The organism is Streptomyces sp. NPDC029956, assembly GCF_055574655.1.
The window spans coordinates 27,114-47,962 of the sequence record NZ_JBVHZJ010000056.1; the positions used below are offsets into that span (position 1 = coordinate 27,114).

Below are 20,849 nucleotides of genomic sequence, written 5' to 3' on the forward strand. Positions count from 1 at the left end.
GCCTTGCATTGCGAGGGTCGAATCGGATGTGCGCCAATGATTGAAAGATCGACCAACGGCACGGGCCGACCAACTGGTAGGTCGGTCGACCCATGTCCGATATGCGGGAACCGCAGCTGGGTCCGAAATGTCCTATTCGAAATTTTCCCGAGGAATTTTCGAGGACGTCGTCAGCCCGGCCACACCACCGCCTGCAGCTCGCTGTACGCGTGCAACGCGTACGAGCCCACGTCCCGTCCGACCCCGCTCCGCTTGAATCCGCCGAACGGCGCCTCCATGTTCCGTCCGATCGTGTTCACGCCCACCCCGCCGGCCCGCAGCCGGGCCGCGATCCGGAAGGCGCGGGCCACGTCGCCCGACCACACGTAGTCGAGGAGCCCGTAGTCGCTGTCGTTGGCGAGCGCGATGCCCTCCTCCTCGTCGTCGAAGGGGACCACCACGACGACCGGCCCGAAGATCTCCTCCCGCACCACCCGCATCTCGTTGGTGCAGTCGGCGAGCAGCGTCGGCGCCACGTAGAAGCCCTTCGGGAGGTCCGGCCGCTCGCCGCCGACGACCACCCGCGCCCCCTCCTTCCGGCCGAGCTCGACGTACGACTCCACCCGGTCGCGGTGGGCCGCCGAGATCACCGGGCCGACGATCGTGCCCCGCTCCGCCGGGTCCCCCACCTTCATGAAGGCCAGATAGCCGGTGAGCTTCTCGATCAGCCGCTCGTAGATCCCGCGCTGGGCGAGCACCCGGGTCGGGGCCGTACAGATCTGCCCGCTGTAGAAGGAGAACGTCGTCCCGATCCCCATCACCGCCGCATCCAGGTCGGCATCGTCGAGGACGAGGGCGGCCCCCTTCCCGCCCAGCTCCATCAGCTGCCGCTTGAGCGTGCGGCCGCAGACCTCGCCGATCGCCTGCCCGACCGCCGTGGAGCCGGTGAACGACACCATGTCGACGTCCGGGGAGTCCACGGCCGCCCGACCCGCCTCCACCGAGGAACCGGTGACCACGTTGACGACACCCGGCGGGACGCCGGCCTCCTCCAGGGCGCGGGTCATCGCGTACACGGAGAGCGGGTCCTGCGGGGCGGGCTTCACCAGGACCGTGTTGCCCATCGCGAGCGCGGGGGCGACCTTGCCCGCCGGGTTGGCCCAGGGGTTGTTGTACGAGGTGATGCAGGTGACGACCCCGACCGGGCGACGCACCGCCACCGCGCCGAACACCCCGGCCTTCCCCATCGGGCCCGCCTCGTTGATCTGCGGGGGCAGCGCCTGCTCGACCGGTTCCATCGCCCCCCGCGCGTACCGCCGGAAGCGGGCGGAGCCCACGGCGACCTGCATGCCGCGCGCGGTGCCGGTCGTCGCACCCGTCTCGGCGCGGGCGAGAAGGGTGTTCGCCTCGGCGTCCCTGGCCATCAGGTCGGCCGCCCGGTCGAGGATCGCCGCCCGCTCCTCCGGCTTCGTCCGCGACCAGGAGTCGAAGGCCTCGCGGGCCGCGGCGGCCGCGTCGTACACCTGGGCACGGGAGGCCTCCGGGGCGAGTCCGACGACCTCCTCGGTGGCCGGGTCGATCACCTCGTAGTGACCGCCGTCGGGCTCGACCCACTCGCCGCCGATGAAGAGCTGCTGGTTCACCTGGTCGCCACCGTCCTCGTGTCACGGCCGGAGCGCAGTACCTTCCCCGGGACCGCGCCGGTCACCTCGTCGTCCCGTACCGTCTCCACGCCGTTGACCCGTACCGACACGATCCCGACCGCCCGCGAGTCGAGCCGCGGGCTCTCCCCCGGCAGGTCGTGCACGAGGGTCGCCGGGCCCGCGTCGATCCGCTCCGGGTCGAAGAGGACCAGGTCGGCGTGGAAGCCCTCGGCGATGCGGCCGCGCTCGCGGAGCCCGAAGAGCCGGGCCGGGTCGTCGGTCAGCATCCGCACCGCCCGCTCCAGCGGCACGAGCCTCCGGCCGCGCAGACAGTCGCCGAGGAACCGGGTCGTGTACGGCGCCCCGCACATCCGGTCCAGATGGGCGCCCGCGTCGGAACCGCCGAGCATCACGTCCTCGTGGTCCCAGGTCTCGCGGCGCAGCGCCCAGGAGGCCGGGTCGTTGTCGCTGGGCATCGGCCACAGGACCGTCCGGAGCTCGTCGTGGGCGCAGATCTCGACGAGGCACTGGAAGGCGTCCTGGCCGCGCTCGGCCGCGATGTCGTTCACCACGCGGCCGGTGAGTCCCTCGTTCTCGGGGCTGTACGTGTCCCCGATGACGTACCGCCCGAAGTGGGCGAGCCGCCGGAAGACGCCGGCCTCCCTGGAGTCGGCCCGCCGCAGCATCTCGGCCCGCACGTCCGGGTCACGGAGCTTCTCGATCCGCTCCGGGACGGGAAGTCCGAGGACCTCCCCCCACCCCGGGATGAGATTGAGGGCGCAGAACGTCCCGAGCGACATGTTCATCGGGGTCAGGATCGGCATGGTGAGGGCCACGATCCGCCCGCCGGACTTCCGGGCCCGCTCGGAGGCGGTGAGCTGGCGCGGGACCCGTTCGGGGACGGACGCGTCGATCGTGAGGACGTTCCAGTTGAGAGGGCGTCCGGCGGCGGCCGTCATCTCGACGAACAGCTCGATCTCGTCGTCGGAGAACTGGTCGAGGCAGCCGGCCAGGATCGCTTCGAGCTGGGTGCCCTCGTGCTCGCCGACGGCGCGGGAGAGCGCGACGAGCTCCTCCGGGCCGGCGTGCCGGGAGGCGACGGGAGCGCCGTCGCCGTCGGAGTGGGTGGACGACTGGGTGGTCGAAAGACCCCAGGCACCGGCCTCCATGGCCTCCTTGAGGAGGGCGACCATGTGCGCCAGCTGCTCGGGGGTGGGCTGCCCGCCGACGGCGTCGGCGCCCATCACGTACCTGCGCAGGGCGCAGTGACCGACCATGAAACCGGCGTTGACGGCGATCCGGCCGTCGAGGGCGTCGAGGTACTCGGCGAACGACGACCAGGACCAGTCGACGCCCTCCTCCAGCGCCTTCAGGGCCATGCCCTCGACCTTCGACATCATGCGACGCGTGTAGTCGGCGTCCTCGGGCCGGTCCGGGTGGAGCGGGGCGAGGGTGAAACCGCAGTTGCCGCCGGCGACGGTGGTGACCCCGTGGTTCATGGACGGGGTGGCGTACGGGTCCCAGAACAGCTGGGCGTCGTAGTGGGTGTGCGGGTCGACGAAGCCGGGCGTGAGGACGAGACCGGTGGCGTCCTCGGTGCTCCCGGCCTCCTCGCGTACGGTGCCGGGCTCCGCGACGACGGCGATCCGGCCGTCGCGGATGCCGACGTCGGCGGTGAAGGCGGGGGCGCCGGTGCCGTCCACGACGGTGGCGCCCGTGATGAGGTGGTCGAGCATGACGGTCCCTTTCTGGACGTGGACACGGGTGTGCCCCGGACCGGGGGCCGCCGCGGAACGGCCTCCGGCCGGGGCCGGTACGGGGCGGCGGTCCGGGAAGACACCACCCCGCGCTCGTCGTGCACCGCGCTGCGGCTGCACCTGGCGGTCAGGCTTCCGGGCCTGGACCCGCACCCGATGTGCGTCGCACTGTGGGTGCGGGTCCAGGCACAAGGGCCGGGGGCGCCGCCAAGGGCGCCGTCCCGTGTGCCCACCCGTCCCGCCCTGGGGGTCCCCCCTGGACGAAGTCCTCGGGGGAGGGACGATCGCCCACACGGCGGGGGGCGCGGGACGCGGGCCCCACACGCCGGGCGGTGGCGGGCGGAGGCCCCTGCAAGGCGCGGGCCCCGCGCGCGGAGGCGGAGGCGCCGGTCAGGGGCTGGGCCCGTGCCGCGGGTGGAGCGTCAGGCGCCCGCGGCGCGGCGGAAGCGGGTCGTGCGGTGGATCGGGTCCGTGTCGATCTTCGGGATCACGTGCTCACCGATCAGCTTGATCGAGTTCATCGTGTCCTCGTACGAGATCCCGATCGGCAGTCCGAAGGACAGCTGGTCCGCCCCCGCCTGCTCCCACCGCTTGCACTGCGCCAGGACCTCCGACGGATCGCCGCAGATCATCAGCTCCTCCTGGATGAGGAGTTCGATGATCTCGGCGGAGTACTCGGGCAGCAGCTCGGGCCACTCCGGGATGCCCTCCGGCCGCGGGAAGGTGTCGTGGTAGCGGAACAGGAGGGACTGGAGGTAGTTCAGCCCGCCGCCGACCGCGATCTCGACCGCCTTGTCGTGGGTCTCGGCGCAGATCGCCGTCGAGGTCACCATGACGTTGTCGTTGACGAAGTCGCCGATCGCCTTGGCTTCCTTGATCGCGTTCTTGTACGACTCGACGACCCACTCCATGTCGGAGACCTTCTGCACGCTGAAGCCGAGGACTCCGAGGCCCTTCCTGCCGGCCATGGCGTACGAGGACGGGGACCCGGCGGCGTACCACATGGCGGGGTGGGACTTCCCGTACGGCTTCGGGAGGACCTTGCGGGGCGGCAGCGACCAGTGCTTGCCCTGGAAGCCGACGTACTCGTCCTGGAGCCACATCTTGGGGAACTCGGCGATCGTCTCCTCCCACAGCTCCTTGGTGTGGTTCATGTCGGTGATGCCCGGCATGAACCCGAGGATCTCGTGGGAGCCGGCGCCCCGGCCGGAGCCGAACTCGAAGCGTCCGCCGGAGAGATGGTCGAGCATGGCGACCTTCTCGGCGACCTTCACCGGGTGGTTGACGGGGGCGAGGGGGTTGAAGATGCCGGAGCCGAGGTGGATCCGGTCGGTGGCGTGGGCGAGGTAGCCCAGGTAGACGTCGTTGGCGGAGAGGTGCGAGTACTCCTCCAGGAAGTGGTGCTCCGAGGCCCAGGCGTACTTGAAGCCGGACCTGTCCGCCTGGATGACGTACTCGGTCTCCTCCATGAGCGCCTTGTGCTCGGCTTCGGGATCGGTCTCGGCGCGCTTGCCGACGTATCCCTGTACGAAGATCCCGAATTCCAAGGGGGTTCACCGTCCTCGTGAGTTCCTGACGGGTTTCTGACGAGCCGTCAGATTCTTGATGTGCCCGACTGTCGCACCGCGGGGTGGGCCCGTCAATAGCTGACGAGTCGTCAGGTAAGGCTGGAGCCGGAACTAGAAGAGGCTGACTCCCGCCAGCCAGCCGCCGTCGATCACGAACGGCTGCCCCGTGATGTACGCCGAGTCGTCACCGGTCAGGAACAGCGCGAGGGCCGCCACCTCGGCCGGGCGGCCGATCCGCCCGAGCGGCACGAGCTTGCGGTACAGCTCGGCCGTGGCGGCCGGGTCCACGCCCTCCGGGTTGCTCATGGGGGTGTCGATGGCGCCCGGGCAGACGGCGTTCACCCGTATCCCCTTCGCGGCCAGCTCCAGGGCCGCCACCCGGGTCAGCCCGAGGACGGCGTGCTTCGAGGCGGCGTACGCGCCGACCCCCGCCATCCCCGTCAGACCCGTGTACGAGGCCGTGTTGACGATCGTCCCGCCGCCGGCCGCCGCGATCTCGGGCGCGACGGTGCGGATGCCGAGGAAGCAGCCGGTCTGGTTGACGGAGACGATCGCCTGGAACTCCTCCAGGGGAGTGGAGAGCAGCTCGTTGAAGCGGAGGATGCCGGCGTTGTTGACGAGCCCGTCGATCTTCCCGAACCGCTCCTTGGCGACCGTCACGGCCGCGGCCCAGTCGTCCTCCCTGGTCACGTCCAGACGGACGTAGACGGCCCGCTCCTCCCCGAGCTCCTTGGCCAGCGTGGCGCCGGCGTCGTCGAGGACGTCCGCGAGGACGACCCTGGCGCCCTCCGCGGCGAACAGCCGGGCCTCCTGCTCGCCCTGCCCGCGTGCCGCGCCGGTGACGAGGACGACCCGTCCGTCGAGTGTGCCCATGTCCGTGCTCCCTAGAGGTGAGGGGCGACCTCCGTGCCGAAGGCCGCCATCTGGTCGACGAGTTCGGTACGGCTCCGGGAGCGGAACCGGACCTGGATCTGGTGCACGCCCATCTCCCCGTACGCGCGCAGGGAGGCGGCGATCTCCTCCGGGCGACCGCTGAGGGTGCGCCGGCCGACGGGCCGGTCGGGCGTGCCGATGTAGAGGGGCTCGGCGATCGCGCCGACGGTGATCGGCTCCGCGATCCCGGCCTCGGCGCGGAGCCGCAGCAGCTTCTGGATCTGCACGGCGAGCCGCTCGCGCGGATCGCCCTGCGGGAGCCAGCCGTCCCCCTTGAGCGCGGCGCGGCGCACGGCGGCCGGGGAGGAGCCGCCGACCCAGAGGGGGACGCGCTCCTGTGCGGGCCGGGGCAGCTGCCCGAGGTCCTTGAAGGCGAACCGCTCCCCCAGGTGCTCCGGGTACTCCTCGGGCCCGAGCGCGGCCCGCAGCGCGTCCATGGTCTCGTCGAGCACGGCGCCCCGGCGCGCGAAGTCCACGCCGAGCGTCTCGAACTCCTCCTGCACGTGCCCGGCGCCGACCCCCAGGACGAGCCGGCCGCCGGAGAGGTGGTCGAGCGTCGCGTACGCCTTGGCGGTGGCGAGCGGATGGCGCAGCCCGACGACGGCGACGTGCGAGAGCAGCCGGACGCGTTCGGTGGCGGCGGCGAGGAAGGAGAGCGTGGCGACCGGGTCGTACCAGACGGTGCTCATGGCCTCGGCGAGCCGGCGCGGGATGGCGACGTGCTCGCAGCAGGCGAGGTAGTCGAATCCGTGGTCCTCGGCGGCGCGGGCGACGGCGAGCAGATCGGCGACCCCGGCGGTCGCCTCCCAGGGCTCGGCGTAGATCGCGCTCTGCGACTGGACCGGCAGCTGCATCCCGTAGACCACCATGAGGAACCCCCTCGAGCCCTGGCCTCGCGGCCCTTGTCTGACGAACCGTCACTTCTGCGAGCGGGGCCCATGCTCGTACCTGACGGGCCATCAGACAAGGGGTGGGGGCCATCGGCCTACGGGCGCCAGAGGCCGTCCGGGGTCAGGCCGAGGAGGTCGATCGCGTTGCCGCGGACGATGCGCTCGACGACGTCGGGTGCCAGATGACCCATCTGCGCCTCGCCGACCTCCCTGGACTTGGGCCAGGTGGAGTCCGAGTGCGGGTAGTCCGTCTCGTACAGGACGTTCCCGACCCCGATCGCGTCGAGGTTCTTCAGGCCGAACGCGTCGTCGAAGAAGCAGCCGAAGACATGCCCGGCGAAGAGCTCCGACGGCGGGCGCAGCACCTTGTCGGCGACCCCGCCCCAGCCGCGGTTCTCCTCCCACACCACGTCGGCGCGCTCCAGGATGTACGGGATCCAGCCGATCTGGCCCTCCGCGTACATGATCCTGAGGTTGGGGAAGCGCTCGAACTTGCCGCTCATCAGCCAGTCGACCATCGAGAAACAGCAGTTGGCGAAGGTGATGGTCGAGCCGACGGCCGGCGGGGCGTCGGCGGACGTCGACGGCATCCGGCTGGACGAGCCGATGTGCATCGCGATGACCGTGCCGGTCTCGTCGCAGGCGCGGAAGAAGGGGTCCCAGTGGTCCGTGTGCACCGAGGGGAGCCCGAGGTGCGGCGGGATCTCCGAGAACGCGACCGCCCGCACCCCGCGCGCGGCGTTCCGGCGGACCTCGGCGGCGGCCAGCTCCGGGTCCCAGAGCGGGATGAGGGTGAGCGGGATGAGTCGCCCCTGCGCCTCGGGCCCGCACCACTCCTCCACCATCCAGTCGTTGTACGCCCGGACGCAGAGCAGCCCGAGCTCGCGGTCGCCCGCCTCGGTGAAGGTCTGCCCGCAGAAGCGGGGGAAGGTCGGGAAGCAGAGCGCGGACTGGACGTGGTTGACGTCCATGTCGGCGAGCCGCTCGGGCACCGAGTGGGAGCCGGGCCGCATCTGCTCGTAGGTGATGACTTCGAGCCGTATCTCGTCACGGTCGTAGCCGACGGCGGTGTCGAGGCGGGTCAGGGGCCGGTGCAGGTCCTCGTAGACCCACCAGTCGCCGATCGGGCCCTCGTCCCCCTTGGCCCCCATGACGGGGGCGAACCTCCCGCCGAGGAAGGTCATTTCCTTGAGCGGGGCGCGGACGATCCGGGGCCCGGTGTCGTGGTACCGGGACGGGAGCCGGTCCCGCCAGACGTGCGGGGGCTCCACGGTGTGGTCGTCCACCGAGATGATCTTCGGGAAGGTCTCCATGGCTTTCACGGTAGCGCTGATCTGACGGTCCGTCAGCTATCGTGCGGCGAATCGGTGGTACGACGGGCTCACTACGGCCGTGTCACGGCCCGGACTACGGCCGACCCGATGCTGACGGACTCCCTCCGGACAAGGCAGACTGTCCAGGGCGAAACAAGCGTGGGCGGTACGGGCAGGGGGAGCTATGGACCGTGAGAGCGGGCCGCGAGTTCCGGTGCAACGGGCTCCGAAGACGGGCGCGGACGCCGGCACGGGCCTGAACCCCGACGAGGGCGGTCGCGGACGGGCAGACACGGAAGCACAGGCCCTCACGGGCCGGGACGGGGCCGCGAGCGAGGGAGCGGGCCGGGGCGAGGGTATGCATTCCGGCCACGTCGCGGGTACGAACGGGGAGGCGGACGCGGGGCCCGACGCGGGCACGAACGCCGGGCCGGACACGGGTGCGGACGACAGGCCCGGCGCCGGGCCCGACGCGGGTGCGGACCCCGGGACGGACGACATCCCCGGTCACCACCCCACCGCACCCGCCTCCGGGCTCCTCCGGTTCGCCGTGCTCGGGCCCGTCCGGGCCTGGCGGGACGGGGAGCCCGTGCCCACCGGGTCCCCCCAGCAGCGGGCCCTGCTCGCCGCGCTGCTCCTGCGGGGCGGGCGCACCGCCACCGCCTCCGAGCTGATCGACGCCCTCTGGGGCGAGGAGTCGCCCTCGCAGGCCCTCGCGGCCGTACGGACGTACGCCTCCCGGCTCCGCAAGGCGCTCGGCCCCAAGGTCCTCGTCAGCGAGTCCGGCGGCTACGCCCTGCGCACCTCCGCCGCCGCGCTCGACGTCGCCGCCGCGCAGGAACTCGGCGTCGAGGCCGAGAAGCTGCGGGCCGCCGGGGACCGGGCGGGCGCCCGCGACCGGCTCGCGGAGGCGCTGGACCTGTGGGACGGCGAGGTGCTGGCCTCCGTGCCGGGGCCGTACGCCGAGACGCAGCGGACCCGTCTGGAGGAGTGGCGACTCACGCTCCTGGAGACCCGGCTCGACATCGACCTGGAGGTCGGCGCGCACGCGGAGGCCGTGTCCGAGCTGACCGCGCTCACCGCCGCGCACCCGCTGCGGGAGCGGCTCCGAGAGCTGCTGATGCTCGCCCTCTACCGGAGCGGCCGACAGGCCGAGGCGCTCGCGGTGTACGCGGACACGCGCCGGCTGCTCGCCGACGAACTGGGCGTCGACCCCACCCCCGAACTCTCCCGGCTCCAGCAGCGCATCCTGCAGGCCGACGCCGAGCTCGCCCGCCCGGTGGAGGAGGCCGCCCCGGCCGCTCCGTCCGTCGCCCGTCCCGCGCAACTCCCGGCGACCGTCCCGGACTTCACGGGCCGGGCCGCGTTCGTACGGGAGCTGGGCGCCCGGCTGGCCACGGCCGAGGGCCATGTCATGGCGGTGTCGGCGCTGGCCGGCATCGGCGGGGTCGGCAAGACGACGCTGGCCGTGCACGTCGCGCACGACGCCCGGCCGCACTTCCCGGACGGGCAGCTGTACGTGGACCTCCAGGGGGCGGGCTCCCGGGCGGCCGCGCCGGAGACGGTCCTGGGCTCGTTCCTCCGGGCCCTCGGCACCCCGGACTCGGCCATTCCGGACTCGCTCGACGACCGGGCTGCGCTGTACCGCTCGACGCTGGACGGGCGCCGGGTCCTGGTCCTCCTGGACAACGCGCGGGACGCGGCGCAGATCCGCCCGCTGCTGCCCGGCACGGCGGGCTGCGCGGCGCTGGTGACGAGCCGGATCCGGATGGTCGACCTGGCGGGCGCGCATCTGGTGGACCTGGACGTGATGTCCCCGGAGGAGGCGCTCCAGCTGTTCACGCGGATCGTGGGCGTGGAGCGGGTCCAGTCGGAACGCGAGGCGGCCCTCGACGTGGTGGCGGCCTGCGGTTTCCTGCCCCTGGCGATCCGGATCGCGGCCTCGCGACTGGCGGCCCGCCGGACGTGGACGGTGTCGGTCCTGGCGGCGAAGCTGGCGGACGAGCGGCGGCGCCTGGACGAACTCCAGGCGGGCGACCTGGCGGTGAAGGCCACCTTCGAACTCGGCTACGGACAGCTGGAGCCGGCGCAGGCGCGCGCGTTCCGGCTGCTGGGCCTTGCGGACGGCCCGGACATCTCGCTCGCGGCGGCCGCGGCGGTCCTGGACCTCCCGCTCTGGGACACGGAGGACCTCTTGGAGGCCTTGGTCGACACGTCCCTCCTGGAATCGGCGGCCCCGGGACGCTACCGCTACCACGACCTGGTACGGCTCTACGCGCGTGCGTGCGCGGACCGCGACGAACAGCCCCCGACGGAGAAGGAGGCGGCCCTGTCCCGCCTCCTGGACTTCTACCTGTCGACGGCGGCGCGGGTGTACGCGATCGAGCGCCCCGGCGACCGCCTCGTCGATCACCTGGAACCCACCACCCACGAGGGCCTCACCTTCACCGACCGCCACACGGCCCAGGACTGGCTCTACGCCGAGGCGAACTGCCTCCTGGCGACGGTCCGCCAGTCGGTGGCGTCCCCGGGGACCCTGCGGCGGGGCGTGGACCTGCTCTGGGCGTCGCTGGACCTGGCGGAGTCGGGCGCGAACTCGCGCGAGTACGAGGCGGTGGCGACGGTTCTGCGGGAGGCGGCGGCGCGCACCGACGACACCCGTGCGGCGGGCCGCGCGGCGATCGCGTCGGCGTACGTGCACCATGTGTCCGGCCGCTTCGACCAGGCGGACCAGGAGGCCCGTGAGGCGATGGGCCTGGCCGACCGGGTCGACGACCGCATGCCCCGCTCGTGGGCGGCGAACACCCTGGGCGTCATGGCGGTCTACCGCAACCGCTACGAGGAGGGCGAGGAGTTCCTCAACCGCGCCATCGAGGAGTTCCGGAACTGCCAGGACGAACCGGGTGAGGCGAGCGCCCTGTGCAACCTCTCCCGGATCCACCTGCTCACCGGGCGCACGACCAGCGCGGTCGTCCTGGCCCGCCGGGGAACGGCCATCTACGACCGGATGGGCCACGGCCTGAAGGGGGCGAACGGCCGCTACGCGATGGGTGTGGCGCTGACCCGGAGCGGCCAGCTCACCGAGGCCCACGACAGCCTGGCCGCGGCCCTGGAGGTCTTCCGCGACAGCCGGCAGCGGCTGTGGGAGGGCATGACGCTGTTCCGCATGGCCGAGGTGGACGTGGCGGGACGCCGGTACGCGCAGGCGGCCGCCGACGCCGAGACGGCGCTGACGGTTCTGCGCGGCATCGGAGGCGAGTGGCGCCGGGGCAACGTCCTCACCGTCCTGGGCCACGCCCTCACCGGGCTCGGCCAGTTGGGCAGGGCCGAGGTGTGCTGGCGGGACGCCCTGGCCATCTACGAGGAGCTGGACTCCCCCGAGGCCGCGGAGGTCCGGTCCCTGCTCGCCCCGGCCGCGGCCGCCTGAACCGCCCGGCCGGTCCCCCGGACTGGGCGTTCATCGTTCGTTTATCGCCGACGGCCATGCTTCCCCTATCGATCCGTCGCGTCGGGGGGCAGACGGGTCGCCGAGAAGGCCGTCGCACCGACGCACTAGGGTGAGCGGCCCTGCAGGGGGACCCGTCCGGCCGTTCACGGGGGAACGGTCGGACGGGTCTCGACGACCCATCTGTCCCGAGTAGAACCACAGGAGGTTGCGATGAGCGACGAGCCGATCGTCAAGCCGACGGACATCGAGACCAAGAACATCCACGTCACCGGCGGAGAGGCCGAGGACGCGATAGCCGAGAAGATCGGCATCAAGAACATCCACGTCACCGGCGGCGAGGCCGACGGTGAGACCCCGGTCGCCGCTCCGCTCGGCAACATCCACGTGACCACCGAGCCGGCCAACTGAGCCATTCCCGACGGGGAACGGCCGCGGCGGCGACTTCGGGGGAGCTGCCGGGGCCGGCAAGGGAGGTCCGGTCGACGGGGGAGCACACGGGCTCGGGGGACACCTGGCGGAACCAGGGGGGATCCGTCAGGACAGGACCCGTGCGCAACGCGATCGGACCGCCACGAACGGAGGGGCCGGGCAGCTGCCCGGCCCCTCCGGTGTGTGCACGGCCCCGCGGGGCCCGCCGTGTCGCGCCCGGTTCTCAGCGGGCGTACGAGCCGAGGCCGATCAGGCAGTAGACGTACTGGCTGACGACCGCGCCGTTCATCGTGTAGCGGTGCGAGAAGGCGTACTGGGTCCTGGGGTTGGTGTTGCAGCGGTTCATGTCGGAGGTGAACGGGAACGTCTGGATCACCTTGTAGTGCGCGTCGGACGCCGAGCACGGGACCTCGTCGACACCGCTGACGGACTGCGCGGTCGTCGAGTCCGGGAGCGAGCCGTTGAGGCAGGTGCCCTTCTCGTACGGGTCGGGCTCCTCCTCCGTCGGGGTGGCACCGGCGCCGGGCGTGCCGTCCACGTCGAAGGTGGGCGGGGGCGGGTAGGAGAACGTCGGGATCGGGCCGGGGCCCGTCGAACCGGGCCGGTCGTCCTTGTCGTCGCTCAGGACGTACGAGCCGCCGATGATCGCGCCGATCACGGCGAGCGGGATCAGGCAGCCGAGGACGCCGCCGTTCTTCCGGCCGTTCGCGACGGTGATGCGCAGGTACACCGTGCCCTCGCCCAGCCGGGCGGCGACGAGTTCGCCGTGGCGGCAGGGGCGGATGCTGAGGTGGGCGGGGCCGGTCGGCAGCGTGACGGTGATGATCACGCCCTGGGCCGCCTGCTGCGGGGTCAGGGTGAGAGGGATCTCGGAAGGCGCTGGCGAGGACACGGGCTGCTCCAGGGGAGGTGGACTGCGGTTCGCCGAGGACTGCCCCTATGACGTGTACACGGCGTCGAACGGTTGCGCTCCCTGCGAGGGCGCACGCGCTCAGGCGGCGCCCGCGCACCTCGCCCTCAGCTCCCCCTTCACCACCTTCCCGCTCGCGTTCCTGGGCAGCTCCGTCACGAACTCGACCTCCCTCGGCACCTTGAAGTTCGCCATCTCCCGCCGCGACCAGGCGATCAGGTCGTCCGCCGTGACCCTCGCGCCCGGCCTCCGGACCGCGAACGCCTTGCCCACCTCCCCCAGCCTCGGGTCCGGGACGCCGATGACGGCGACGTCCGCGATGTCCGGGTGGAGGCCGAGCAGCTGCTCGATCTCGGCCGGGTAGGCGTTGAAGCCGCCCACGATGAACATGTCCTTGAGGCGGTCGGTGATGCGGAGGTTGCCCTCCTCGTCGAGGACGCCGATGTCTCCCGTGTGGAGCCAGCCGTCCTCGTCGATCGCCGCCGCCGTCTCCGCCTCGTCCTCGAAGTAGCCGGTCATCACGTGGTGGCCGCGGACCAGCACCTCGCCCGTCGGCGAGACGCGGACCTCCGTGCCGGGGATGGCGCGGCCCGAGGTGGTGGCCACCGTCCCGGCAGGGTCCTCGCGGCGGCACATGGTGACGATGCCGCTCGCCTCGGAGAGGCCGTACGCCGTGAGGACCGTGCCGACGCCCAGGTCGGAGCGGAGGCGCTCCACCAGGCGGAGGGGGACGACCGCCGCGCCCGTGACGACGAGGCGGAGGGTGGAGAGGTCGTGGCTCCCGCGCGCCGGGTGGTCCAGGAGGGACTGGTGGAGGGTGGGCGGGCCGGGGAGGACGGTGATGCGTTCGGCGGCGATGTTGGCGAGGACGGTGTCGACCGTGAAGACCGGCTGCGGGACGATCACCGCGCCCCGCATCAGGCAGGCGAGGATCCCCGCCTTGTAGCCGAAGGTGTGGAAGAAGGGGTTGACCACGAGATAGCGGTCGCCCTCGCGCAGGCCCGCGAGTTCGGACCAGATCGCGTAGCAGCGCAGGCTCTGGGCGTGGCTGATGACGGCGCCCTTGGGCCGGCCGGTGGTACCGGAGGTGTAGATGATGTCCGAGGGGCCCGCGGGGTCGATGGCGGCGGCCCGCGCGTGGACCTGGGCCGCCGGGACGGCGTCCCCCTCCGCCAGGAACTCCTTCCAGGTCGTCCACTCCTCGGGCGCGGTGTCGCCGAGGACCACGACCCGCTCCAGGTCCGGGAGGGCGACGCCGGAGCGGCGCAGGGAGGCCACGTACGAGGTGCCGAGGAAGGTGCCGGTGACGAAGAGCAGCCGGGCGCGGGAGCGCTGGAGGACGTACGCCGCCTCGGTGCCCTTGAAGCGGGTGTTCAGGGGGACGAGGACGGCGCCGGCGGTGACGGCGCCGAGCGCGGAGACGATCCAGTCGAGGGTGTTGGGGGCCCAGATCGCGACCCGGTCCCCCACCCGTATGCCGGTGGCGAGGCAGGCGGCCGCGGCCCGTTCCACGCGTTCACCGAGTTCGGCGTAGCCGACGCGGTTGCGGCCGTCGACGACGGCCTCCCGCGCGCCGTACCGCTCGGCGGCCGCTCGGACGAGACCGGGGATCGTGCCCCACTCCAGGTCGCCGCGCATGTTCATACCCAACCTCCTGTAGCTGACTATCCGTCAGATTAGTTGTAGCCTGACGCGCTGTCAGCAGTGCTGCCCCATGAGGAGGTTCGGTGCTCAAGGACGCCACGGCCATCGTCGGCATAGGTCAGACACCCTTCGCGAAACAGCTCCCCGAGACGGAGAGGACACTCGCCTGCCGAGCGATCCTCGCCGCCCTCGACGACGCCGGCATCGAACCCTCCGAGGTCGACGGCTTCGCCTCGTACACGATGGAGGAGACCGACGAGGTCGAGGTCGCCAAGGCCATCGGCGCCGGCGACGTCACCTTCTTCTCCAAGGTCGGCTACGGCGGCGGCGGCTCCTGCGCCACCGTCGGCCATCTCGCCGCCGCCGTCGCCACCGGACAGGCGAGCGTCGGCGTCGCCTGGCGGTCCCGGAAGCGGGGCAGCGGCCCCCGCCCCTGGAAGAACACCGCCGTGCAGCTGCCCACCCCCGGCCAGTGGACCCGCCCCTTCGGCCTGCTCCGCCCCGCCGACGAGATCGGCATGCTCGCCCGCCGCTACATGCACGAGTACGGCGCCACCCGCGACCACCTCTTCAACGTGGCCCTGGCCTGCCGCAACCGCGCCAACCAGAACCCCGCCGCGATCATGTACGAGCGCCCGCTGACCCGCGAGATGTACATGACCTCCCGCTGGATCAGCGAACCCCTCTGCCTCTTCGACAACTGCCTGGAGACCGACGGGGCGCTGGCCTGCGTCATCGTCTCCGCCGAGCGGGCCCGCGACTGCCGCCAGAAGCCCGTGTACGTCCACTCGACCGCCCAGGGCCTGCCCGCCCAGCACCACGGCATGGTCAACTACTGGAACGACGACCCGCTCTCGGGACCCGCCTGGACCGCCGCCCGCCACCTCTGGAAGCAGGCCGACTTCGGCCCCCAGGACGTCGACGTCGCCCAGATCTACGACGCCTTCACCCCGCTCGTCCCGCTCTCCCTGGAGGGCTACGGCTTCTGCGGCCGCGGCGAGGGCGCCGCCTTCACGGAGGGGGGCGCGCTGGAGATCGGCGGCCGGCTGCCCCTCAACACCGGCGGCGGAGGACTCAGCGAGGCGTACGTCCACGGCTTCAACCTCATCAACGAGGGCGTGAAGCAACTCCGCGGCACCTCCACCGCCCAGGTCCCCGACGCCGCCACCTGCCTCGTCACGGCGGGCGAGGGCGTCCCCACCTCCGCCGTCCTGCTGCGCACCTGAGGAGCTGATCCACATGCTGACCCCCGTCACCGACGAGGACGGCGCCCCCTTCTGGGAGTACGCCGCCCAGGGCGAACTGCGCGTCCAGAGCTGCGCCGACTGCGGCGAGCTGCGCTTCCCGCCCCGCCCCTGCTGCCCGCACTGCCAGTCGTTCGCGAGCGAGTGGCGCCCGATGTCCGGCCGCGGCCGGATCTGGTCGTACGTCCTCCCCCACCCGCCCCTCCTGCCCGAGTACGCCGCCCAGGCCCCGTACAACGCGGTGATCGTCGAACTGGCCGACGCCCCCCGCATCCGCCTCGTCGGCAACGTGGTCGCCGCCCCGGACGCGCCGCTTAACTCGGTCGACCCGAGTCGGCTCCGGATCGGCGCCCCGGTGCGGGTGGCCTTCGCCGAGGTCGACGGCGTCGTCGTGCCGCGCTGGCTCCTGGAGCGCGGATGAGCATCCGGGTCGAGCGGGACGAGGAGTCCGGGGTCGCCGTCGTCACCCTCGACCGGGCCGAGAAGCACAACGCGATCACCCTGGACATGGCCCGTGAGCTGGGCGCGGTCTGGCGGGGGTTCCGGTACGAGGACGAGATCCGCGCGATCGTCGTCACCGGGGCGGGCGGGCGGGCCTTCTGCACCGGCATCGACCGGGCCGCCGTCGGGAACGTGCCGCAGCCCTCGTCCCCGTACACGATCGACGACCCGCTCCTCACGATCGGCCCCAAGGCGAACGACCTGTGGAAGCCGGTCGTCTCCGCCGTCGAGGGGATGGCCTGCGGCGGGGCGTTCTACCTGCTCGGCGAGTCGGAGTTCCTGGTCGCGGGCGAGGACGCCGCCTTCTTCGACCCGCACACCACCTACGGCATGGTCAGCGCCTTCGAGACCGTCCACATGGCCCTGCGGATGCCGTACGGGGAGATCGCCCGGATGGCCCTCATGGGCAGCGCCGAACGGATCTCGGCCCGGCGGGCGTACGAGACGGGCCTCGTCTCCGAGCTGACCCCGCCCGGCGGCGCGCTGGCCGCCGCGTGCGAGGCGGCCGCCGTCATCGCGGCCCACCCGACGGAGGCGGTGCAGGGGACGGTCCGGGCACTGTGGTCGGTGAAGGAGGCCGCCCGGGCCCAGGCACTGGCGCACGCGCCGCACCTGGTCGCCCTGGGCAACCTCACGGCGGACCGCCAAGCGGAGCTGTTCGGGAGGAGAGCGGCCGGATTCCGGCTGCGCTGAGGCGGTCCGGCTACCGCTCGGTCACGTCACCGATCGTGCAGCTCTTCACCCGTTCGACGTCCTTGGGGTCGTGTACGTAGGCCTCGAACTCCTTCTCGGCGCCGTTGACGGTGACCTCGACGATGTCCATGTCCACCGTCGCGCCCTTGGCGTCCTTGAACTTCACGGTGACCACGAACGTCCCCCGGACCTGCAGGTCGTTCGGGGTGATCTTCAAAGTCGCGGTCGTGTCGGCGGCGCGGGCCGGCTTGCCCTTGCGCTTCTTCGCGGCGGGCTTCACACAGTCGACGACCACGACCTCGGCCCGCGCCGCGGAGACCGGCGTCGGCGTCGGCGTCGGGGCCGTCGTGTACGAGCCGGAGCCGGAGCTCGAACCGTAGTCCGAACCGGAGTCGGAGTCGCCCTCGTAGTCGTCGTTGCTCTTCTTGGAACTGGAGCAGCCTCCGCCGTCGGAGTCTCCGTCACGGCTCTTGCCGCTCTTGCTCTTCCCGCTGCCGCCACCGCTGCTACTGCTGCCGTGGCCGGTGTGGAAACCGGTCAGCGCCAGCACCACCACCGTGAGTGTCGCCGCGAGCTTCAGGCGTGTGCGTACCATCGCCGCTCCCCCGTCTCCCTGTCGTGTCCGCGCCACTTTAGCGACGCCCCCTGGCCGCATGGCGGGCCCCCCGCTGCGGGCGTAGCGTCGGGAGCGAGAGCCGGACCGCCAAGGAGGCCGCATCGATGATCCGCAATGTCGCCGGCTCGGTGCTGGCTCTCGTCGGAGCGACGGCCGCCGTCTGGAGCCCCTTCCGTGCCTGGTACGACGGCCGTCACGGACGCGACTACGCGATCGACGAGCTGTTCACCGGCATCACCGACGCCAAGGGCGAGCTGCTCGGCTCGATGCTCGCGCCGTTCCTCTTCGCCGCCCTCCTGACCCTCGTCGGAGTGGTGCTGCGCTCCCGGCTGCTCGTCGCGTTCGCCGGGCTCGTCGTCCTCGGCTTCACCGTCCTGTGGATGGTGCGGGTGGGACAGGCGGAGGGCAGCCTCACGATCGGCGGCGACGGTACGGGGCTCGGCGACGGGGTCGCGAACGCCTTCGGCGGCGGGATCCTGCTGCTGCTCGGCGCGCTCGTCATGTCGGGCAGGTCCCGGCCGCCGCACCACGTGGACCGGCAGCCGCGGCCCACCCGTCCCACGCTCGACGGGCCGCCCCCGGAGGACCCGTCCACCCTGGAGGAGCCGCGCGCGCACCCGCAGGCCTCGGCGCCGTACGCGGCGACCCAGACCTTCGACGTACCGACCTGGGACCCGGAGCAGGAACGGCGGAACCCGCCACCGAAGAGCTGAAGCGCTTCGGGGCGGGTCCCTCCCGTCCGTACGTCGTACGCCGCCCTGCCGACCCGGCGGCGCACGTCCTGCCGGCCCGCGTACGCCCTGTCGCCCGGGCTACCGCGCGGCGGCCCCGCGGCCCGTGGCCGTGCCCTTGGCCGCGTCGAGCGCGTACACGCAGCGGTCCTTGCTGCAGGCGTACACGACCCCGTTCCTCACCACCGGCGAGCCGGTGATCTCACCGCCGGTCGCGAGCTTCCAGCGGAGCTGCCCGCCGGTCGCGTCCAGCGTGTAGAGGACGTGGTCGGCCGAGCCGAAGTGCACCCGGCCGTCGGCGACGACCGGGGAGCCCACCAGCTCACCGCCCGCCGCGAACCGCCACCGGGGCGTGCCGGTGACCGCGTCGAGCGTGTACAGCGCGCTGCCGCTGCCGACGTGGACGTTGCCGTCGGCGACGAGGACCGGCTCGGTCGACTGGCGCGGCTCGGTCGCGATGCGCCAGCGGTCCTGACCGGTGGTGGCGTCGAGCGCGTACACCGTGCCGAGGTGGTCGGAGAGGTACACCCCGCCGCCCGTGACCGCCGGGCCCGGCGCGAACGCCGGCGGAGAGGTGAAGACCGCCGGTGCCTCGAAGTGCCACCGGACGTGACCCGCGGCGATGTCGATCGACAGGACCCGGGTCCCGGCGGAGACGTACACGCAGCCGTCCTCGGCCGGAGCGACCCGGACGGGCACGTTGGCACAGGAGGCGGCGTCGCCGATCGGGTACGACCAGCGCTCCACGCCGGTGCGGGCGTCGAGGGCCTGGAGCCGGGCCTCCCGCCACACGTACACGGTGTCACCGTGCACGGCGGGCCCCGCCTCCGGGGTCTCGAAGTCGGTCTGGGCGCCGGTGATCTCCCACAGCCTGGCGCCGTTGGAGGCCTCCCAGCCCTGCACGCCGCCGCCGCGCGTGCCGGTGACGACGGTGCCCCGGTCGACCTGGAGCGAGTACACCCAGGCGTCCGTGTGCAGCCGCCAGCGCTCGGTTCCGTCGGCCGCGTCGAGGGCGTAGAGCGTGGGCCCGTCGGAGGCGTGGATACGGCCCGCGGCGACGGCCATGGACCAGGCCACGTCCCGGGTCTTGAACTGGCGCCGACCGCTGCCGGTGTCCAGGGCGTGTACCTCGAAAGAGGTCACGTACAACAGGTCGCCGTCCACGACCGGGGTGCCCCAGACGTCGTTCGACATCCGGAAGCGCCACGGGCGCCAGGGGCCGGGTTCGGCCGGCGCGGTCTGGTCGGAGCCCTGCGGCGGCACGTTGACCGGGCGGGAGCCGGGCGGCGGGCCGGGCTCCCCGGCGTACGAACCGTGGTCCGCACCGTGCGGGCCGCCGCCGGGCGGACGGATCCAGCCGGTCGCCGGGCCCGCGTCGGCGCTCCGGCCGACGGCGAGCGCCGCACGCGTGTCGGCGACCCGGGGGCCGGGGCCGATCGGGACGGTCGCGCCCCCGAGGCGTACGGGACCGCCCGAGCTCTCGGAGGGCCCCGCGTGCCGGCCGCCGCCGACGGGCGCGGGCTCGGCGTGCCGGCCCCCGCCCCCGACGGGTGCGGGGTCCGGGAAGCGCGGGTCGCCGCCCCGCTCGGCGGGCTGCCGGGGCGGGCGCGGCGGCATCGGCGGCGCGGTCGCCGCCGGAGCCGGGCGGCCGCCGCGGCGGGTCTCGATCATGTCGGTGGCGCTGCGCGGCAGCCAGGCCGAGGCCGTGCCGCTGTCGTCGCTGCCGGGACCGAAGAGATGCGGGGCGAGCTGGGCCTGGAGGTCGGCCGGCGTGGGCCGGCGGGTGACGTCCATCTGCATGCAGGAGTCGATGAGGGGCCGCAGCTCGTCGGGCAGGCCCTCCAGGTCGGGGCCCTCGCGCAGCAGCATGAAGACGGTCTCGACCGGGTTGGCGCCGTGGAACGGCGCGTGGCCGGTCGCGGCGAAGACCAGCATCGAGCCCAGCGAGAAGACATCGCTCGCGCCGGTGACGCTGCGCGAGTCGCGGGCCTGCTCGGGCGACATGTAGGCCGGGGTGCCGACGGCGACATTGGTCATGGTCAGGCGCGTGTTGGAGACGCCCGACGCGATGCCGAAGTCGATCACCCGGGGGCCGTCCTCGACGACGAGGACGTTGGAGGGCTTGAGGTCACGGTGGACCAGGCCCGCGCCGTGGATGGACTGCAGGGCCTCGGCGACGCCGGCTGCCAGCCAGCGCACGGCCTGGGCCGGGAGCGGTCCGCACTCGTTCACTATCTCTTCGAGCGAGGGCGCGGGGACGTACGCGGTCGCCAGCCAGGGCACGGCGGCCCGTGGGTCGGCGTCCACGACGGCGGCCGTGTAGAAGCCGGAGACCGCCCGCGCGGCCTCCACCTCACGGGTGAAGCGGACCCGGAACAGCTGGTCCTCAGCGAGCTCCGTGCGCACGGTCTTGATCGCCACGCGCCGGCCCGAGGCCGAGCGCGCGAGATAGACCAGGCCCATTCCGCCCGCGCCGAGCCGGCCCAGCACCTCGAAGGGCCCGATACGTCTCGGGTCGTGCTGCGTCAGCTGTTCCACTTGCCTGCCACC

General features: G+C 72.7%; 16 protein-coding genes. 6 read left to right on the forward strand and 10 right to left on the reverse strand.

The genetic code is table 11. The features are described 5' to 3' along the window. Nucleotides 1-170 precede the first annotated feature (170 nt). The 6 genes from ACZ4XX_RS32330 to ACZ4XX_RS32355 all read right to left on the reverse strand — a co-directional run bounded on the left by ACZ4XX_RS32330 (nt 171) and on the right by ACZ4XX_RS32355 (nt 8,083). Nucleotides 171-1,622 (reverse strand): aldehyde dehydrogenase family protein, encoded by a 1,452-nt coding sequence (locus tag ACZ4XX_RS32330; protein ID WP_468511415.1) that lies wholly within the window; start codon nt 1,620-1,622, stop codon nt 171-173. Beyond that, nucleotides 1,619-3,358, reverse strand: coding sequence for an N-acyl-D-amino-acid deacylase family protein (locus ACZ4XX_RS32335; RefSeq protein WP_468511416.1), 1,740 nt, complete (start codon nt 3,356-3,358; stop codon nt 1,619-1,621). Before ACZ4XX_RS32335 ends, ACZ4XX_RS32330 begins: the two co-directional genes overlap by 4 nt. Nucleotides 3,359-3,801: 443 nt before the next feature. Further along, nucleotides 3,802-4,926 (reverse strand): LLM class flavin-dependent oxidoreductase, encoded by a 1,125-nt coding sequence (locus tag ACZ4XX_RS32340; RefSeq protein ID WP_468511417.1) that lies wholly within the window; start codon nt 4,924-4,926, stop codon nt 3,802-3,804. 132 nt (nt 4,927-5,058) lie between these two features. Next, complete coding sequence (locus ACZ4XX_RS32345) at nt 5,059-5,820, reverse strand: SDR family NAD(P)-dependent oxidoreductase (protein WP_468511418.1); 762 nt, start codon at nt 5,818-5,820, stop codon at nt 5,059-5,061. Between the two features lie 11 nt (nt 5,821-5,831). Beyond that, nucleotides 5,832-6,749 (reverse strand): LLM class F420-dependent oxidoreductase, encoded by a 918-nt coding sequence (locus tag ACZ4XX_RS32350; protein WP_468511419.1) that lies wholly within the window; start codon nt 6,747-6,749, stop codon nt 5,832-5,834. Nucleotides 6,750-6,865: 116 nt separating this feature from the next. After that, nucleotides 6,866-8,083: an amidohydrolase family protein gene (locus ACZ4XX_RS32355; protein WP_468511420.1), complete on the reverse strand. Its 1,218-nt coding sequence runs from the start codon at nt 8,081-8,083 to the stop codon at nt 6,866-6,868. A gap of 358 nt (nt 8,084-8,441) precedes the next feature. Between ACZ4XX_RS32355 and afsR the strand changes: the two genes are divergently transcribed. Continuing rightward, complete coding sequence (afsR, locus tag ACZ4XX_RS32360; RefSeq protein WP_468511421.1) at nt 8,442-11,510, forward strand: SARP-family global regulator AfsR; 3,069 nt, start codon at nt 8,442-8,444, stop codon at nt 11,508-11,510. A 231-nt stretch (nt 11,511-11,741) separates the two neighbouring features. Next, the gene (locus ACZ4XX_RS32365) at nt 11,742-11,939 is read left to right on the forward strand and encodes a hypothetical protein (RefSeq protein WP_468511422.1); all 198 of its coding nucleotides are present in this window, start codon (nt 11,742-11,744) and stop codon (nt 11,937-11,939) included. A gap of 244 nt (nt 11,940-12,183) precedes the next feature. On the opposite strand, the gene ACZ4XX_RS32370 is transcribed toward ACZ4XX_RS32365, so the two are convergent. After that, nucleotides 12,184-12,852 (reverse strand): LppU/SCO3897 family protein, encoded by a 669-nt coding sequence (locus ACZ4XX_RS32370; RefSeq protein ID WP_468511423.1) that lies wholly within the window; start codon nt 12,850-12,852, stop codon nt 12,184-12,186. A 99-nt stretch (nt 12,853-12,951) separates the two neighbouring features. Continuing rightward, nucleotides 12,952-14,508 carry a FadD3 family acyl-CoA ligase gene (locus ACZ4XX_RS32375; protein ID WP_468511438.1) on the reverse strand — a complete coding sequence of 519 codons (1,557 nt, stop codon included), beginning with the start codon at nt 14,506-14,508 and terminating at the stop codon, nt 12,952-12,954. An 89-nt stretch (nt 14,509-14,597) separates the two neighbouring features. On the opposite strand from ACZ4XX_RS32375, the gene ACZ4XX_RS32380 reads away from it, so the two are divergent. From ACZ4XX_RS32380 to ACZ4XX_RS32390, 3 genes are read left to right on the forward strand one after another with little or no spacing between them, the layout of a single operon-like run. Next, nucleotides 14,598-15,740: a lipid-transfer protein gene (locus ACZ4XX_RS32380; protein ID WP_468511424.1), complete on the forward strand. Its 1,143-nt coding sequence runs from the start codon at nt 14,598-14,600 to the stop codon at nt 15,738-15,740. A 13-nt stretch (nt 15,741-15,753) separates the two neighbouring features. Continuing rightward, complete coding sequence (locus ACZ4XX_RS32385) at nt 15,754-16,179, forward strand: Zn-ribbon domain-containing OB-fold protein (protein WP_318210760.1); 426 nt, start codon at nt 15,754-15,756, stop codon at nt 16,177-16,179. Then, a complete protein-coding gene (locus tag ACZ4XX_RS32390) occupies nt 16,176-16,952 on the forward strand; it encodes an enoyl-CoA hydratase/isomerase family protein (RefSeq protein WP_468511425.1) in 777 nt (258 codons plus the stop codon). Before ACZ4XX_RS32385 ends, ACZ4XX_RS32390 begins: the two co-directional genes overlap by 4 nt. Before the next feature lie 10 nt (nt 16,953-16,962). On the opposite strand, the gene ACZ4XX_RS32395 is transcribed toward ACZ4XX_RS32390, so the two are convergent. Continuing rightward, nucleotides 16,963-17,547: a hypothetical protein gene (locus ACZ4XX_RS32395; RefSeq protein ID WP_468511426.1), complete on the reverse strand. Its 585-nt coding sequence runs from the start codon at nt 17,545-17,547 to the stop codon at nt 16,963-16,965. Between the two features lie 125 nt (nt 17,548-17,672). Here ACZ4XX_RS32395 and ACZ4XX_RS32400 point away from each other — a divergent pair, with 125 nt between their 5' ends. Further along, a complete protein-coding gene (locus ACZ4XX_RS32400) occupies nt 17,673-18,281 on the forward strand; it encodes a hypothetical protein (RefSeq protein WP_468511427.1) in 609 nt (202 codons plus the stop codon). Between the two features lie 99 nt (nt 18,282-18,380). On the opposite strand, the gene afsK is transcribed toward ACZ4XX_RS32400, so the two are convergent. Further along, nucleotides 18,381-20,837: a protein serine/threonine kinase AfsK gene (gene afsK / locus ACZ4XX_RS32405; RefSeq protein ID WP_468511428.1), complete on the reverse strand. Its 2,457-nt coding sequence runs from the start codon at nt 20,835-20,837 to the stop codon at nt 18,381-18,383. Between the last annotated feature and the right edge of the window lie 12 nt (nt 20,838-20,849).